At 49.1% G+C, this 15,535-nt stretch carries 14 protein-coding genes and 1 riboswitch; of the genes, 3 read left to right on the plus strand and 11 right to left on the minus strand.

The genetic code is table 11. The annotated features are described in order from the left end of the window. Positions 1-58: 58 nt before the first annotated feature. A riboswitch (cyclic di-GMP riboswitch) is annotated at positions 59-145 on the minus strand. Positions 146-433: 288 nt separating this feature from the next. From A7975_RS23840 to A7975_RS23855, 4 genes are all read right to left on the minus strand, one after another. Beyond that, positions 434-1,663, minus strand: coding sequence for an ABC transporter permease (locus tag A7975_RS23840; protein ID WP_065386758.1), 1,230 nt, complete (start codon positions 1,661-1,663; stop codon positions 434-436). Between the two features lie 14 nt (positions 1,664-1,677). Further along, positions 1,678-2,400: an ABC transporter ATP-binding protein gene (locus A7975_RS23845; protein ID WP_065386759.1), complete on the minus strand. Its 723-nt coding sequence runs from the start codon at positions 2,398-2,400 to the stop codon at positions 1,678-1,680. A gap of 163 nt (positions 2,401-2,563) precedes the next feature. Continuing rightward, on the minus strand, positions 2,564-3,343 hold the full coding sequence (locus A7975_RS23850) for a Cof-type HAD-IIB family hydrolase (RefSeq protein ID WP_065386760.1): 780 nt from the start codon (positions 3,341-3,343) through the stop codon (positions 2,564-2,566). Between the two features lie 170 nt (positions 3,344-3,513). Continuing rightward, positions 3,514-3,963 (minus strand): SRPBCC family protein, encoded by a 450-nt coding sequence (locus A7975_RS23855; protein ID WP_065386761.1) that lies wholly within the window; start codon positions 3,961-3,963, stop codon positions 3,514-3,516. Positions 3,964-4,097: 134 nt separating this feature from the next. Between A7975_RS23855 and A7975_RS23860 the strand changes: the two genes are divergently transcribed. Together A7975_RS23860 and A7975_RS23865 are read left to right on the plus strand one after the other, a co-directional pair. Beyond that, a complete protein-coding gene (locus tag A7975_RS23860; RefSeq protein ID WP_065386762.1) occupies positions 4,098-4,904 on the plus strand; it encodes a helix-turn-helix domain-containing protein in 807 nt (268 codons plus the stop codon). A gap of 170 nt (positions 4,905-5,074) precedes the next feature. After that, positions 5,075-5,905 (plus strand): hypothetical protein, encoded by an 831-nt coding sequence (locus A7975_RS23865; protein ID WP_065386763.1) that lies wholly within the window; start codon positions 5,075-5,077, stop codon positions 5,903-5,905. Positions 5,906-5,961: 56 nt separating this feature from the next. Here A7975_RS23865 and A7975_RS23870 read toward each other — a convergent pair whose 3' ends face one another. The 4 genes from A7975_RS23870 to A7975_RS23885 all read right to left on the minus strand — a co-directional run bounded on the left by A7975_RS23870 (position 5,962) and on the right by A7975_RS23885 (position 11,088). Next, a complete protein-coding gene (locus A7975_RS23870; RefSeq protein ID WP_053373106.1) occupies positions 5,962-7,542 on the minus strand; it encodes an ATP-binding protein in 1,581 nt (526 codons plus the stop codon). Positions 7,543-7,790: 248 nt separating this feature from the next. Beyond that, positions 7,791-8,918, minus strand: coding sequence for a copper amine oxidase N-terminal domain-containing protein (locus A7975_RS23875; RefSeq protein ID WP_065386764.1), 1,128 nt, complete (start codon positions 8,916-8,918; stop codon positions 7,791-7,793). Positions 8,919-9,029: 111 nt separating this feature from the next. Continuing rightward, positions 9,030-10,166: a bifunctional cystathionine gamma-lyase/homocysteine desulfhydrase gene (locus A7975_RS23880; protein ID WP_065386891.1), complete on the minus strand. Its 1,137-nt coding sequence runs from the start codon at positions 10,164-10,166 to the stop codon at positions 9,030-9,032. Between the two features lies 1 nt (position 10,167). Beyond that, positions 10,168-11,088 (minus strand): PLP-dependent cysteine synthase family protein, encoded by a 921-nt coding sequence (locus A7975_RS23885; RefSeq protein WP_065386765.1) that lies wholly within the window; start codon positions 11,086-11,088, stop codon positions 10,168-10,170. Between the two features lie 266 nt (positions 11,089-11,354). Here A7975_RS23885 and A7975_RS23890 point away from each other — a divergent pair, with 266 nt between their 5' ends. After that, complete coding sequence (locus A7975_RS23890; protein WP_065386766.1) at positions 11,355-12,815, plus strand: DHA2 family efflux MFS transporter permease subunit; 1,461 nt, start codon at positions 11,355-11,357, stop codon at positions 12,813-12,815. 95 nt (positions 12,816-12,910) lie between these two features. Here A7975_RS23890 and A7975_RS23895 read toward each other — a convergent pair whose 3' ends face one another. The 3 genes from A7975_RS23895 to A7975_RS23905 form a co-directional block, all read right to left on the minus strand. Next, the gene (locus A7975_RS23895; RefSeq protein WP_065386767.1) at positions 12,911-13,585 is read right to left on the minus strand and encodes a methionine ABC transporter permease; all 675 of its coding nucleotides are present in this window, start codon (positions 13,583-13,585) and stop codon (positions 12,911-12,913) included. After that, positions 13,575-14,603: a methionine ABC transporter ATP-binding protein gene (locus tag A7975_RS23900; RefSeq protein ID WP_065386768.1), complete on the minus strand. Its 1,029-nt coding sequence runs from the start codon at positions 14,601-14,603 to the stop codon at positions 13,575-13,577. Before A7975_RS23900 ends, A7975_RS23895 begins: the two co-directional genes overlap by 11 nt. A gap of 72 nt (positions 14,604-14,675) precedes the next feature. Then, complete coding sequence (locus tag A7975_RS23905) at positions 14,676-15,506, minus strand: MetQ/NlpA family ABC transporter substrate-binding protein (protein WP_065386769.1); 831 nt, start codon at positions 15,504-15,506, stop codon at positions 14,676-14,678. Positions 15,507-15,535: the final 29 nt, after the last annotated feature.

A 15,535-nucleotide genomic window follows, 5' to 3' on the forward strand; every position in this document is an offset into this window, starting at 1 on the left:
AAATAGGCATAGAAAAAAAAGATACCGGCTATATAGTCATAGCTATACCGTTTGCTTCGGTTGCAACTGGCTGACATTTCTCGGTTAAGAAGTAGTCCCTATAGCTTTGCGTCACCACTTTTCAGAGGTTTTGCCTGATATTCTATTTTTATAATGCATATTTATTCCATAGATAATACTGGCAATCACTGGATTGATTTAGAAACATTCTACTATTTTCCATTTATAAGATCAACACCTTTATCTTAATCTTCATCATAAATCATCACGATTCGACACAAAAAAATCTATTATTTCGTTGCACCCATCGTTAACTGTCGATAAATGAAATAAATATTGGATAATATTTAGTTAAAGCGGTTACATTTATATTGAAAAAAAAGGCCATGATCAGTGACTGGCCATGGCCCCTTACCCTGTTTCTTAACGCTGTTTAATCAGCTGACTTGCGCAGTGTAAATAGGCTGATACAGCCCCATAGGATAAAGCAAAGCAATGCTGCCATGATAGCAGCTTGTACGCCAAGCAGCTTATATCCGGCAATGGCGGACCACAGGAGCATAGGGAGCAGCAGCAGCCAAAAGCGTGAAATGACCGCCCCTCTCCTAGCGCTTCCAGATGTCCATGGGAACTGTACGATAAACGCTTCCGCGAACCACTGCTTCCATTGGAGCTGAAGCCACGCCGCGCCAAGCAGCGATAACGCTGCCACAAGAAACAGCGCAACCGGTCCCGGCACTAGCGAGACGGCCACTGTTGATGCGGATATAAAACTAAGCCAGACCCTGAGGTTGGTCATACCTCGCAAAAACGCCTTTAATCTCAGCTCTGCGAGGACAGTTCCTGAGTCCGATTTGCGGAACAAGCGCTGGGACCTGCGGAAGAGAAACGGACTTTTCAGGCGCACGAGCGGCTTCGCTTCAATGACCTGGCTCATGAGCAGTTCCGTGCTGCGCAGGCGCGTCTCGCTCTCCTGCTTCACCTCTGCTTCAAAGTTAATGGGCGACCGCAAGCCAAATCGCGTCATAACGAGTAACGCAACAATGCCAGCGCCAAGGGATATGCCGAGCAGCTTTGTATCGTATGTCCATGCCAGCATCGGAGTGAGGTAGAAGGCTATAAAAAGAAGCAAGGCCATCAATTGAGCCGACCGCTTGCGCCAACCGACCAGCTTGCCTTGGAGCATATGAATGCCAATAGCCAGTATCATGCCGGTTACGATGGTATAGCCATAAGCTAGAACAAGCTGCAGTCCCGTTAATCCTTCTGCCTTTAACAAAAATGGCAGCAAGAGAAGAAACGGCAATCCGATTACAACGAACTTAACCGCCAGCGTATATCCGAATCCGCATCGTTTTAGCGTCCGAAGCCATTCCGGCCGCTGCAGCAAAAACAATCGGTCGGCACTCTCAACGAATATGCGGATCTGCCCGGAGAGCAACAGAAGAAGAAGCAAAATAGGATAAAACTTTGCCCATGGCAGGCTCAATGCCCATTCCGGCATTTCCAGCAAAATCTCCCTATACAATCCTCCGCCAATGAACAAGCCCGGTATAACCAAATAGAGCCAAACCGACCAGTCGAGCACGCTATTCCAAACCCGGAGCTGCTCTTTCCCATTCTTTTTCAAGCGAATCCAGAAGAGCTGCCTTGGTGTAAGCATTACATTCAGCCCCCTTAAGTCAATGCGTGAAAGCACTCAAACAAAGTCGCATCCGCTGCGCATCCCGCGTCTTGCCTAACCTGTCCAAGCGTACCCCGTGCAACGACAGATCCTTTGTTAATGAGGACAAACGCATTACAAATCCGCTCTGCGGCGTCAAGGACATGAGTCGACATGAGCACGCCTGCACCGCGCGCCCGTTCGCCATCAAGCAGCGTTAAAAAATCCGTCGTAGCTCTCGGGTCAAGGCCGACAAACGGTTCATCGACGATATAAATGTCCGGTTCAAGCAGAAAAGCGATGATGAGCATCAGCTTTTGCTGCATTCCCTTGGAGAAATGCGTCGGATAATGATGCTTCTCCCCAGTCAAACGGAATTGCTCCAGCAGCTCCTCCGCTTTGGCAGCAAACGCCTTCTCCTCTATTCCGAACGCCGATGCTGCCAAATGCAAATGCTCCCACAGCGTAAAATATTCATAAAACACCGGCTGCTCCGGCACATAGGCGTACCGTTTATTTTGACCGCCGATCTCGATTTCGCCCCTTACGTATGCCATTAAACCAAGAATCGTCTTGATCGTCGTACTTTTGCCAGCTCCGTTAGGCCCAATTAAGCCCACCAGCTCGCCTGGCGCTACTTCGAGCTTAATGCTGCGTATAGTGGGCTTGCCTTCCTCATAGCCCGCTTCCGAAATAGCGACGCGCAGCGCATAATCAGGTTTTCCCGAACTATCCATATGTAAACAACCGCCTCTCCTGACGCACTCTATAGATCATCTACGAATAGTGTTCCCAGAAAGTTCCATTCATGACCATGAAGTGCAAACAGCCCCGTCTCAAGAAGAGGCAGGGCCGCATTGCTGCTTATATGAACCGGCTAATTGCCCGGCATGAATGGATCTATTTTTGCAATAAGCCCGCTTCAATTAAACCGTTCCGAATACCCTGCTCATCCACGTGCGTCGTCACAAAATCAGCAAATGGAAGCAGCTCCGGGTGAGAGTTGCCCATCGCGATGCCGAAACCAACCGTCTCCAGCATCTCTTTGTCGTTCAGCCCATCGCCAAATGCGACCGCATCAGCCCTAGTAAGGCCAAGCTTATCCAGCAGCGCTTCGATGCCTTGCGCCTTCGATCCGCCTGCCGGCAGAACATCAATAGCTTGCGGGTGCCAGCGAATAAGCTTTAATTCCGAATGCAGCCCGTCGTACAAATGCTCCTCATGGCTCTCGCAGTGGAGAAATACTTGATAAATGCCATCCGTCTTCCAAAATTCAGGATTATAGCCCGGCAGATCAACCTTTAGCGAATTAACCGATTCGATAATAAAAGGATGATCCTCTTTGTCCGCGAAATAGTTATGCTCGCCTTCAAAAACGAGTCCGTGATTATGCTCTGCTGCTACCTTAACGAGCGCCTCCAAGCGGCTTTTCTCAATTTCACGCCTGTATAGCGGGGTTCCTTTATATACAACATAACCGCCATTTAGGCAAACGAACGATTCAATTCCCAGTTGTTCAGCGAGCGGCTTAATAAAGTATGGCGCTCTTCCTGTAGCGATAACCGGCTCAACGCCGCTTTCCTTCAGCTCTGCAATTGCCTTGATCGTATCTGCCGGTATTTCCTTATGCTCATTGATCAACGTTCCATCGATGTCAAAAAAAACGATTTTATAGCTCATTCTGTCTTCTCTCCTATCCGATGTCGCAGACGTATGCCGCCTGTCCTTTTTATACAGTATAAAGAATCAGGGGCTTAAAAGGAATCATTCCTCATCGAACGAGCGAAAAAAAGGACCGTCCCTCAAGGTCATCGCCTCTTGGAACAGCCCTATTATGGTTATCCTTATGCTTACCAGCCAAAATCCAAGTTTTTGCCTGTCTCGATAAAGGTTTTCAAATTGTTTAGAATCATCCACCACTGGCTATCGACTGTCTCCAGCCCCGGATGGTTTTCTGTAAATGCATGATTGATTACCGTAAGTCTCGTTGTTGCCCCGACCTCTTCTAGCTTGAAGGTGATCGTAGATTCCAGCTCCGCATGGTTCTCCCTGTAAGAAGGCCCCGGATGCTCCAAATAGCTCAGTATTTTATTCGGCTCATATGCTAAAATAGTACCGTAGATGTGAACGGTCTCGTCACCATCAGCACCCGGGCCAACATACCGGTAGGAAGATCCTACTTCAAAGGTAGAATCGATGACGCAGCCAAAAAAAGTTTGGCGCGTTCCTTCCGGCGATACAAATGCACTCCATACCTTCTCCGGTGATGCTCCGATATAAAACTCATATTTAAACTCCATGACATACACTCCTTTTCTGAATCCATATAGGGTTTGCTTTGTGCTCAATAGGCGCTTCCATACGTAGTATAACGCCATTCGAATAGCTAGTATTGTAAAAACGCGACAAAATGACCAATAGGAGTGATTCATTGATGAACGCAACGGACCAAAAGCGCAGCATGGGTATTTTGCAGATGAACGAGGGCGAGAAAAAATTTCAGCTTTCCCGTTATACTCCCTCTGAGCCTCTTCGCCGCTTCATTAAACACTATTGGGTCGTGAGCTGGAATTTGGAAGGCGAGCCGCCTTATTTGCAGGATGTTGTTCCGAACCCATGCGTCAATATGGTTATGGAGGATCATAGAAGCGGCATCTATGGCGTAGCCAGCCGGATGTATACGAAGAAAATTGAAGGCAAGGGACAAGTATTCGGCGTTAAATTCCAACCCGGCGGCTTCTATCCCTTTGTTCTATCGCCGCTCTCCAGCCTTACGGATCAGGCTCTTTCCGTTGAAGCTGTATTTGGCACCGACGCTGCCCGCTACGAGCAGGAGCTCCATTCCACGACCGATATAGCCCGCAAAATCGCGCTTACGGAAGCCCTGTTCCTAAGTTGCCTTCCTAAGAATGATGATGCAATTACGCATATCAACCAAATCATAACGCGCATCCAGGAGGATCGCGAGTTAACTAAAGTAGAGCAAATATGCGAATTGTTCGCCATAAACAAAAGAAAGCTTCAGCGCTTATTTAATCAGTACGTCGGGATAAGCCCCAAATGGGTCATCAAGCTGTACCGATTACAAAACGCCGCTGAAGCTATAGATTCAGGCAGCCACCACGATCCGCTTAAGCTGTCTGCCGATCTCGGGTATTACGATCAATCGCATTTCATAAAAGATTTCAAATCCATTATCGGCAAAACGCCGGACGTGTATGCGAAACCCGCGGCTTTATAGCAAACCAATCGCTTCTTGACGACAGACGGAAGCATCCTGTATATTGATAGAAATCAGTTAAATAAGTACGGCTTACGATGGAAGCACCCGTAAGAGATGGCGTATGACGCCTATCTTGCAGGTGCTTTTTTTGCGTTGTTTGCCTATAAAAAAAGGAGGCTTCACTCATTATGCGCTTTAGTTCAAGGTTTGCCGCATTATCGATTGCCCTCACGCTTCTGCTCTCGCTTGTTCATCCTTCCGTCTATGCTGCCGCTTCATTCGAGTTTAGCGTTACCGTCAAAACCGCCTTTGACAAAATGAAAGGAGCTTCGGACAAAACGACCGCAGCCAAGCTGACGACACAGTACGCAGAATTGCAAACCACACAGAAGCTGGCGTTGGATTGGGACTCTAAAATAAGCAAGCTGCGTTTTCAAAACGAAGAGGCTATCCTTGCAACGCGCAAAAGAATAAAAGAAGTAGACGCGGATAAGCTGCTGAAGCTTGAGGCTGCCGTCACACAGGTAAAAAAGAAATATGAGCCTTTATTTAGAATGTATGACTCATTAAATCAGCAGCTAAGCATCGCCAAATCATTTAAGGATAAGACCATTGTTAATGTGCTCAAGCCACAGGTCGAAACGACCAAAGCAGCCGTTCAGCTTGCCAAGCTCGATATCCGCAGCAAGGAAGCCGCGCTTAAGAACGGGAAAGCAAGCACGGCTAACACGATAAAAAAGCTGCGCGAGCAACTCAGCCATATCGACCCCATCAAGATAAAGATTAAAGCTTCCAACAGCTCCGTTAGCCACACAAAAAAACAGTTCGCCGCGGAAGCATCTATTTTAAAGCAAGTAGTCAGAAAGGGTGACGCGACAGCGACGCAAAGCTCCTTCATACGAATGCTCGCCTATATGCAGCAAATCATCGGCTTTAAACAAAATACGTACGCGTATGAACAGCAGGCGATGGCCATCATTGCCAAGGTCGATGCGCAAATCGCCTCCTCCTTGAAATAAACACGGCAAAAAAAGCGCGTCTCGGCAACCGAACGCGCTTCTGCATAACCTTAGTCTTATATGCTAGGGAACCACACCTCAACCGTTGTCCCTACTCCAAGCTCGCTTGACAGCACAAGACGGCCATTATGGGAGGAAATAATTTTGTCCACGATCATCATGCCAAGACCATTGCCGTCACGCCTTGTCGTATGAAAGGGCTGTCCAATACGCTGCAGAACCTCGTCCGTCATGCCAACGCCATTATCGGCAAAACGCAGCCGCTGATACCCATCGACGATATCCAGCCGAATGTTAATCTCCCCTCCATAGGGAAGAGCTTCCATCGCATTTTTCAAGATGTTCAAAATGACCTGCTTCACTTGATCGCGATCGCAACGTATCGTCTTCTGCTCTTTAATATCGCTTTGTATTTGAATGCCGTTCATTGCAAATTGCATTTCAAATACCGACAGCACCTCTAGCAAAATATTGCCGCACAGCTCTTCTTTGTACTGGACCGCCTGCGGTCTCCCTAATATTAAGAACTCGCCTACGATAGCATTCATACGCTCCAGCTCAGACATCATCATGTTATAATAATGAGGGTTGGTCGTTTTACTGGACAGCTGCAGCATCCCCTTAACCGTAGTCATCGGGTTGCGGATTTCGTGTGCAATGCTGACTGCGATCTGGCCTGCAAACAAGAGCTTCTCCGTATTCCGCAGCAGCTCCTCTGTCATCTTCATCTCTGTAATATCCCGCAAGCTGCCAACTACTCTTGTAAGCTTGTTATCATTATCATAGATAGGCACTACATCAAGCATATAATGGTGCTGCATCGTACCAACCTGCAACGATACCTCTATCCCTACGCATGACTCCCTGCAGTTAATAACCTGCTCGAAATAAGGGCCAATCAAGCTCCTTTCAAAAACGCTTGTACCTAAGCAGCCGCGATCGCCGTCTAACCCATTGCTGAGAATGGATTCGCTAATATCGTTTGTATCTATAATTGTTCCCAGCGCGTCTGTAATGACCACACCATAATAGTTGGTCTCCAGCAGCACCTGATTTAGGATTTGCAGCTGGGTATTGTTTTTTCGCAATAGCAGCTCGCGTTCAATAGAATCGACGATCGTACATAGAAGCGCAAGCATGTGAGGATGGGTGAATTGCACACTGGTCATCAATGAGAGGGTTCCGAGCAGCTGTCCGTTACCCTGATTGTGGAAAGGCGTCGTATAACAAGCAAGCTCATGCAGCACCTCGTGATAATGGTCCTTACCGATAAGCTGAATAGGCTCATTGTGGCATATGCTCAAATGGACCGCATTCGTACCCAGCTCTTCCGTGAACCGAACGCCCTCCATAATGCCTAGCTGCCGAACCGTAGCGATGATGGACGGGTCGCCTTTAAATTCAAGAATATGGCCTTCATGATCTGAAATCGCAATAAAAAAAGGATCTCCTGATACAGAGGATAAAAATTTATCCACAAAAAAACCGATGACCTCAATAATCTCTTTATATTGGCTGCGCTGCTCATCAAGCTCAGCGGCAGTATAGCATTCAAGGAAAATAGGTAGTTCTTTTGAATCAAGGCCTAGCCGCACGCATTGCTTATGTGACTCTATGAGTCTATCGTTATTTATCATGTTGTTACCTTTCCAGGAGGGCGAGCTTCCATTTTGTTGGACATTACCCAATTATTCTAGCTATACTGCTCACAATCCTTCCCAATTTTATTAAAATTCGTTTATAAATATTGAGATTCCCCAAAAATAGAAAAGTACCAAAAGAAAATCAACATTTGATCGGGTATTTTCATAATGTTTCCAAATAAAAAAAGCGGTCCTACAACGGCATAGAGCCATAGCAGAGCCGCTTTTTTTTTGCTGAAACATTACCCTTGGGGCAGGAGCGTAACCTTCATATTATCTAGGTAAAAAGTAGTAAGGCCTTCATATCCGGAATCGCTGCCCACGATCACGTAAATTTCGCCTTTATCGTTAGCGGTAAGGGTGGCTGCATGCTGCATGGCCACCGGTTGGAAACCTTTCAGCGCATCATTAGGCTGCACCATGTTGCCAACGATTTTCATATCAGCACCCTCTGTCTTCTGATTGCCTTTGTCGATATTCATACGGAAATGAGGTTGGCCTTCCGCATTCGACTCGGTCGCTGCCGGCTCTCTGTTCACGAAGCCGGCTTTAATGCTGACCGCTTCCCCAGGCGCTCCGCCAACGCCCATCATTCCGCCGGATTGGTCGGTATACAGCTGGAAGGAGAGCGATGCTTGATAGGTTTTGCCCGGCTCCAAGCCTTCGATTTTTTTGGTCACATACATAAACAAATCATCGCTTCGATTCATTCCGTTTAACATCAAACCATAATTGGTTTTATTATTAGCTGCTGGCAGCAGCTCTCTGCCGTATTTCAGCTCATAAATGGCCGGATCATAATCAACGGGCAGGTCAGCGAAAGCTCCCTTCCAGCCATCTTCGCCTTGATCAAACGTATAGTGATACGATATCGCGGCCTCGCTTGTTTGAATCGATATTTTTTTCTGCTTCGCATCCCAAGTTGTCTTAGCGCCAAGCAATTGCGCCACGCTTTTGGCTGGGACGAAAATATTTCCTTTTACAACCGTCACTTTAGCAGGCAGCTTTACGTTTTTAATAAACGTGCCAACTACCGCATCGCTGTTTTGCGTCAGCTGCACGGTAAGCCCATCGCGAGTCAGCGTGATTCCCTTCGTTTTACCGTCCCAAACGAGCTTGGCCTGCAATCCCTCCGCCAATGCTCTCACTGGCACCATCGAGATTCCGTTTATGACGTATGGGGCTGCGGCAAGCGTATGCTCGCCGCGGTAATCGATGGATTTGCTGCTGCCTATTTGAAATTGAAGTGGGACAGACGGTTTAGCTGAAGCGCTATATGAAGTTCCTCCAGGTACCGCTGCACTTAGAAGTACGGCTGTCGCAATAGAAGCAACCAAAAGATTTCGGTTTAACCTTGATTTAATCGCCATTTGTCTACCATCCTTTGTCGTTAGTCGTTTTTTGTGGGGTACCCTACTAACGTGACTAGGATGGAATAAGTTGCGGGTTCGATCAATCTTGCCGCTCTAACAAATGTTGGATCAGCCTTTCAAGCTCTGCTCCAGATCAGCAATCAGATCCTCGTTATCCTCAATCCCTACCGATACGCGTATTAAACCGTCGGTAATGCCCAGCTGCTCTCGCCGCTCGCGCGGGATCGAGGCATGCGTCATTTTTGCAGGCACAGAGATGAGGCTTTCAACGGCTCCCAGGCTCTCGGCTAGCGTAAAATATTTCAGCTTGCGGATAACCTCCGATGCCCGCTCCGCACTGCCTACGTCAAAGGAGATAATGCCGCCGAAGCCGCGTGCCTGCCGAATCGCCAGCTCATGCTGGGGATGGCTCTTCAGTCCGGGGTAATGGATGCTCTTAATGGAGTCCAATCCCGTCAAATAGGCCACGATTGCCTGTGCATTCTCCTCATGGGCCTCCATGCGAAGGCCAAGCGTCTTCAAACCGCGGATGAGCAGCCATGAATCCTGAGGACCAAGCACGCCGCCCGTAGCATTTTGCACAAAATGAAGCTCCTCGCCGAGCTTCTCGCTATTCACGACAGCAAGGCCCGCCACTACATCGCTGTGTCCGCCAATGTATTTCGTAGCCGAATGAACGACAATATCCGCTCCAAGCGCAATCGGCGTCTGCCAATAAGGCGTGCTGAACGTATTATCGACGATAAATAGCAATTGGTTAACCTTGGCATAATCTGCAACCTTCGCAATATCTGTCACTTTAAGCAGCGGATTCGTTGGCGTCTCCACGAATAGCGCTTTCGTATTCGGCCGGACCGCTTCATCGATTTCCTCCAGCCTCGTCGTATCGACGAAGGTCGCTTCAATGCCTAGCCGGCTGAGCACCTTCGTAACGATTCGATAGGTTCCTCCGTACACATCATCGGTCAAAATAATATGGTCCCCCGCGCTCAGCAGCGAAAAAACAGCGTTGATCGCAGCCATTCCCGAGCTGAAGGCAAACCCTCTTGCACCTTCCTCCAAATCGGCAATATACTGCTCGAGCGCATGACGTGTCGGATTGCCGGTACGCGAATATTCGTACCCCTTATGCACGCCGATATCGTCCTGCTTATAGGTGCTGACTTGATAGATCGGAACGCTAACCGCGCCGGTATGCGGATCAAATGGAATGCCTCCATGAATCAGCTTCGTTTTACGCTTCAGCTCAAGCACCTCCATAAATATGTTTGCTTAAATACCGTTCGCTGCTGTCGGGAAAAATCGTAACGATCCGGCTGCCCGGCGGCGCGATCGCCGCCTCTAGCAAGGCGGCATGCAGCGCAGCGCCTGACGAGCTGCCGACAAGCAGTCCCTCAAGCTGCGCAATCTCCTTCACCCTTGCAAAAGCATGCTCATCCGAAATCGTATGAATCGCATCAAAATACGAGCTGTCCATGAACGGGGCCAGCTTCTCGACACCGATTCCCTCCGTCCTGTGCGGACCTGGCGCTCCGCCGCCAAGAACCGAGCCCTCAGGCTCCACAATCACCGTCTTCACATTGGGGTTTTGCTCTTTCAAATAGCGGGCTGTTCCCATGAAGGTGCCTCCCGAGCCCGCGCCGGCGACAAATACGTCAAGCTCGCAGCCCAGATCGCGCCACAACTCCGGCGCGAGCGTTTTATAATAGGTTTCCGGGTTAGCCGCATTGGAGAACTGTCTGGGCGAATAGGCGCCTGGAATTTCTTCGACCAGCTCTTCCGCCTTCTGCACCGCTCCTAATATGCCAAGCTCCGTTGGTGTATTTATAATTTGCGCGCCAAGCGCTCTCATTAGCTGCTGCTTCTCGGTACTAAACTTGTCTGGCACAACAAAGATCGTTGATATGCCGCGTCCGATTGCAGCCAGCGCGAGCCCTATTCCCGTATTGCCGGCCGTCGCCTCGATAACGGTGCCGCCGGGCAGCAATTGCCCGTTTGCGAACGCCTCGTTCAACAGTTGGATGCCAAGCCGATCCTTGACGCTTCCTCCCGGATTTAAGCATTCAAGCTTCGCATAAAGACGTATGCCGCTTGGCAGCCCATACCCCTTAAGCTCAACCAGTGGCGTGTTGCCAATAAGCTCGTGGACATTTTGATACATAGCCATCCGCAGTCCCTCCCACGATAATCCGTTTCATCGTACGCTCATCCGTTGATTGGTCTACACCCTCCATCATATGAAGCTGCTTCTCTTTGTGTTATGCCCGCTGCCCCTCTTTAGCCGTCTCTGCAACGCCATTCGTAAGCAATAAGCCACAAATAGTTCTATCGCTTTATACAAATATTCAATAATAGCTCACTATTCCAATGTGCTATACTGCCTTTATGCTTCCGAGCCATTCGTTTTTTTCCAATAAAATAGGAGGTGAAGGGTTGTCTGCCGGACTAACCGAAAAGTTAAATAAGCCTCTTTCTGCAAACCAGTCATTTTGGCCAGCTCTTGCGACCCTCTTTTTCGGCTCATTCGTCGGCATGTATCATGTCGTTTCGCTTAATGTCTCCTTGCCCGGCTTCATTGGCATTTTTCAAACCGATTTAGGAAAAGTGCAGTGGATTGTAACAGGGTTTTCACTTGCGTGCGGCGTTATAGCGCCTGCCAGCGGCTACGCGGGGGATCGTTTTGGAGGAAAGCAGGTCTTTCTGTTTTGTCTATCCGGCATTACCGTTACGTCGGTGCTATGCGCCCTTTCATGGAATATCTACGCGTTAATTGCGTTTCGCATCCTGCAGGGCATTTTCTGCGGGCTTATTCAGCCGGTATCGCTGGCCATGATCTACCGTACCGTTCCGCCCGAAAAGCAGCCCATCGCGGTGAGCATTTGGTCGTTCTCCACCATTCTAGGAACGGCGCTTGCCCCATCGGTCAGCGGCTGGCTGCAAGGCTATGACTGGCATCTCATCTTCCTCGTGACCGTGCCTATCGGCATTCTCGCGCTCATGATCGGCATCCGGATTCTCCCTTCCAATCCGGTTAACAGGGAAACCAAGCTGGATCGCACGGGCCTTGCGCTTGCAGCCCTTGGCAGCCTCTCGTTATTGCTGCTATTCGGCAATATTTACGCTTGGGGCTGGCGGTCGGCCGCGTTTTGGATCTGCCTCATCGTTGGCCTCGGTAGTGCGGCATGGTTTGTCATTCACCAGCTTCGCACGCCGGCGCCCTTGCTTCAGCTTCGTTTATTCCGCAACAAAACGTTTACGGTAAGCTTGATTATTTCGCTTATCCTTTCTGTTGCGCTGTATTCGGGCATTTATTTTGTTCCGCTTTACCTGAGCCAAATTCATCATCTCAGCTCGTTTCATATCGGGCTTCTGTTTTTGCCGGGCGCGGCATGCTTAACCTGCGCCACCTTCTTCTCGGGCAGGTATTACAACAAATTCGGCCCTGCTGTGCTTGCGATAGTAGGCTCCACTATACTCATTCTCACAACATATATGTTCAGCCGGCTTCAGCTCACTACGAGCTTGCTGACGATTATGATCATCATCGCGATACGCAATACTGGAACCGGACTGGCGCTTACGCCTGTAACCAATGCCGGCATGATGGCCATTCCGAAGGAGCTGTCCGGCCACGCATCGGCACTCATCAACTGGCTCAGGCAAGTATTTAGCGCAATGGCGCTCGGTATGTTCACCTCGTTGTTCTATGCGCGGTTGGCTATTCACCAAGCACGTTCCTCAGGCACGGGCAGCGAGCCTGTTGAACCACACGCTTATACGATGAGCATCAATGACGCCTTTCTCTTATCGGCTGTCATAATTGTAGCGGCGCTGCCGCTAGCCCTGCTGCTTCGCAAGCGGCGGCGTACCAGCAGCAGCAGCAAGCAGGCTTAGCGGAAAAACCTAAATAGGACTGTTTTGACGGATGGATGAACGATAACCACGTCAGAACAGCCCTATTTTTATAATCGACGTTGGTGCGGGGTGAACTAATGCTTGCGCAGCCTCTTCGAAATGCGATTGCCTATTGATTGCATTAGCTGCACCAGCAGGATAAGGATAATGACGCACACGTACATTACATCAGGCTCCCAGCGCTGATACCCATAACGGATCGCCACGTCGCCGAGGCCGCCAGCGCCCATCACCCCTGCCATCGCTGTCGCCCCAATTAGACCAATTGTCGCAATGGTCAACCCAAGGACAATACCCGGTCTCGCTTCCTTCAAAATCACCTTCCAAATAATTTGCCGCCGCGAGGCGCCCATCGCTTGAAAAGCCTCGATTACGCCGGGATTAACCTCAAGCAGCGCTGATTCAATAAGCCTTGCAATATAAGGCGCCGTATAGAAAACTAGCGGGACGATAGCTCCCTTCACCCCAATTGTCGTGTGTACAATAAATTTCGTAATCGGAATGATCGCGATCAATATGATAATAAAGGGAACGGAGCGGACGATGTTAATAGCCGTATTCAAAAGATAATAAAATGTTTTGTTCGCATAAATATGGCTCGGTCGCAGCACGACAAGGCAAACGCCTAGAAATAGGCCGATTATGGTTGAGAAGAACAAGGAATAGCCGACCATTGCCGCTGTTTCGCCTATCGCTTCTGTATATAGATCCTGATTTTCAATGAGACTTTGGAAAAAGCTACCCAGCATGCTCAAGCACCTCCACCTGCATGCCATGCGAAGCCATATACGCAATGCCTTCCCGTATGGCAGGAGGGTCGCCAGGCAAGCTTATGATGAGGCAGCCGAACACCGTGTCTTTGATTTTAGTAATATTGCCATACAAAATGCTCGGCCGAAGCTGATAGCGCACCGTCAAATCCGCTAAAATCGGCTCGCTCACCGTTTCTCCAACGAATGAAATGCGCAGCAGCTGTCCCGAATGGGGTCGGCGCCATACACTTTGCAGCAGCTCCTGCGGCAAATCAACATCAAATACGCTTTTGGTAAATTTTTTGGTCGTATCCGTCTTTGGGCTTGTGAACAGCTCTAGAACGGTTCCTTGCTCCACAATGAGACCATCTTCCATTACCGCTACTCGGTCGCATATTTTCTTAACGACATACATCTCATGGGTAATGAGCACGATCGTGATTCCGTAGGCTCGATGGATATCCTGCAGCAGATTGAGAATCGAATCCGTCGTTTGCGGATCAAGCGCCGAGGTTGCCTCATCGCATAACAAAATTTCCGGTTCATTGGCAAGCGCTCTTGCAATGGCTACGCGCTGCTTCTGGCCTCCCGACAGCTGGGCGGGAAACGCCCCTTTCTTGTCCTCCAGCCCGACGAGCGACAGCAGCTCGCTTACTCTCGTTTCGACCTGCTTCTTCGGCATGCCAGCGAGCACGAGCGGCGCGGCTATATTTTGATAAACGGTGCTCGACATCAGTAAATTAAAATTTTGAAAAATCATGCCGATCTTGCGCCGCATCATGCGCAGCTGCTGCTCATTTAGCTTCGCCAGCTCCGTCCCATTGACGCGAACCACGCCGACAGTAGGCCTCTCCAAATAGTTGATGCAGCGCAGAAGCGAGCTTTTGCCTGCCCCGCTGTAGCCGATAATGCCAAATATCTCGCCTTTGCGAATATGAAGATTGGCATCCTTGACCGCGTGGACGGCTTGATTGCCTTGCTGATACGTCTTGCTTACATTCTCGATCCAGATCACGGTATGAACGCTCCTCTGCTAAAATGTTAAAAAAGGCCTCTTCCCTTAAGAAGAGACCTGCCCTTTACCTAGTTACCAAGACGCTACGATATAAGTGCCGTATTTTTCTTCTACAAACTTTTTCACTTGATCGGAATGATACGCTTTAATGAGTCTTTGGAATACGGGCTTATCCTTGTCTTCGGTTCTTACCGCAATAATATTGACCCACGGCGAGTCCTTAGGCTCGATGAAGATTGCATCCTTCGTTGGTACAAAGCCCGCTTCCACCGCATAGTTCGTGTTAATAACCGCCGCAGTCAAATCGCCTAGCGCCTTCGGTATGAACGCAGCATCCAGCTCTTCGAATTTCAGGTTCAGCTTGTTTTCTGCGATATCGCGCACAGTCGCTTTAATGCCAACGCCTTCCTTCAGCTTAATAAGGCCGGCATTCTCGAATAGGATTAACGCTCTAGCGCCGTTCGTTGGATCATTCGGCAATCCGATGACGTCGCCTTCTTTGATCTCCGATACCGCTTTGATCTTCTCGGAATAGAAACCGATAGGGAAATTAAGCGTATTGGCGATCTTTACAAGATCAAGATTGTTGTCCTTCTTGAATTGGTCCAAATAGGGCTCATGCTGGAACGCATTGGCATCAAGCTCGCCCTCTGCCAGCACTTTGTTAGGCTGCACGTAGTCATTGAATACAACGAGCTCGATATCCAGGTTATCCTTGGCGGCAACCTCTTTCACCTGTGCCCAGATCTCTTCCTCGACGCCTGCCGATATGCCTACCTTTAACGTTGCTTTTTCGCCATCGCCGGCACCTGCTCCCTCATTTGTGTCCGATTTGCCGCTGCAAGCTGCAAGTGTGAACGTCAACACCAACGTCAGCACGATAAACACCATTTTTTGCTTCATTTCAAAGTCCCCCTGCTTCATAATGTTGA

The sequence above is a fragment of the Bacillus sp. FJAT-26390 genome (assembly GCF_001682865.1).
Lineage (GTDB): Bacteria > Bacillota > Bacilli > Paenibacillales > Paenibacillaceae > Pristimantibacillus.

Coding starts and splice junctions, on each gene's coding strand:
- A7975_RS23885 (WP_065386765.1), bottom strand. CDS start 11,088: ATGGCTATGTATCAAAATGTCCACGAGCTTATTGGCAACACGCCACTG.
- A7975_RS23875 (WP_065386764.1), bottom strand. CDS start 8,918: ATGGCGATTAAATCAAGGTTAAACCGAAATCTTTTGGTTGCTTCTATT.
- A7975_RS23870 (WP_053373106.1), bottom strand. CDS start 7,542: ATGATAAATAACGATAGACTCATAGAGTCACATAAGCAATGCGTGCGG.
- A7975_RS23905 (WP_065386769.1), bottom strand. CDS start 15,506: ATGAAGCAAAAAATGGTGTTTATCGTGCTGACGTTGGTGTTGACGTTC.
- A7975_RS23865 (WP_065386763.1), top strand. CDS start 5,075: ATGCGCTTTAGTTCAAGGTTTGCCGCATTATCGATTGCCCTCACGCTT.
- A7975_RS23860 (WP_065386762.1), top strand. CDS start 4,098: ATGAACGCAACGGACCAAAAGCGCAGCATGGGTATTTTGCAGATGAAC.
- A7975_RS23850 (WP_065386760.1), bottom strand. CDS start 3,343: ATGAGCTATAAAATCGTTTTTTTTGACATCGATGGAACGTTGATCAAT.
- A7975_RS23855 (WP_065386761.1), bottom strand. CDS start 3,963: ATGGAGTTTAAATATGAGTTTTATATCGGAGCATCACCGGAGAAGGTA.
- A7975_RS23845 (WP_065386759.1), bottom strand. CDS start 2,400: ATGGATAGTTCGGGAAAACCTGATTATGCGCTGCGCGTCGCTATTTCG.
- A7975_RS23895 (WP_065386767.1), bottom strand. CDS start 13,585: ATGCTGGGTAGCTTTTTCCAAAGTCTCATTGAAAATCAGGATCTATAT.
- A7975_RS23840 (WP_065386758.1), bottom strand. CDS start 1,663: ATGCTTACACCAAGGCAGCTCTTCTGGATTCGCTTGAAAAAGAATGGG.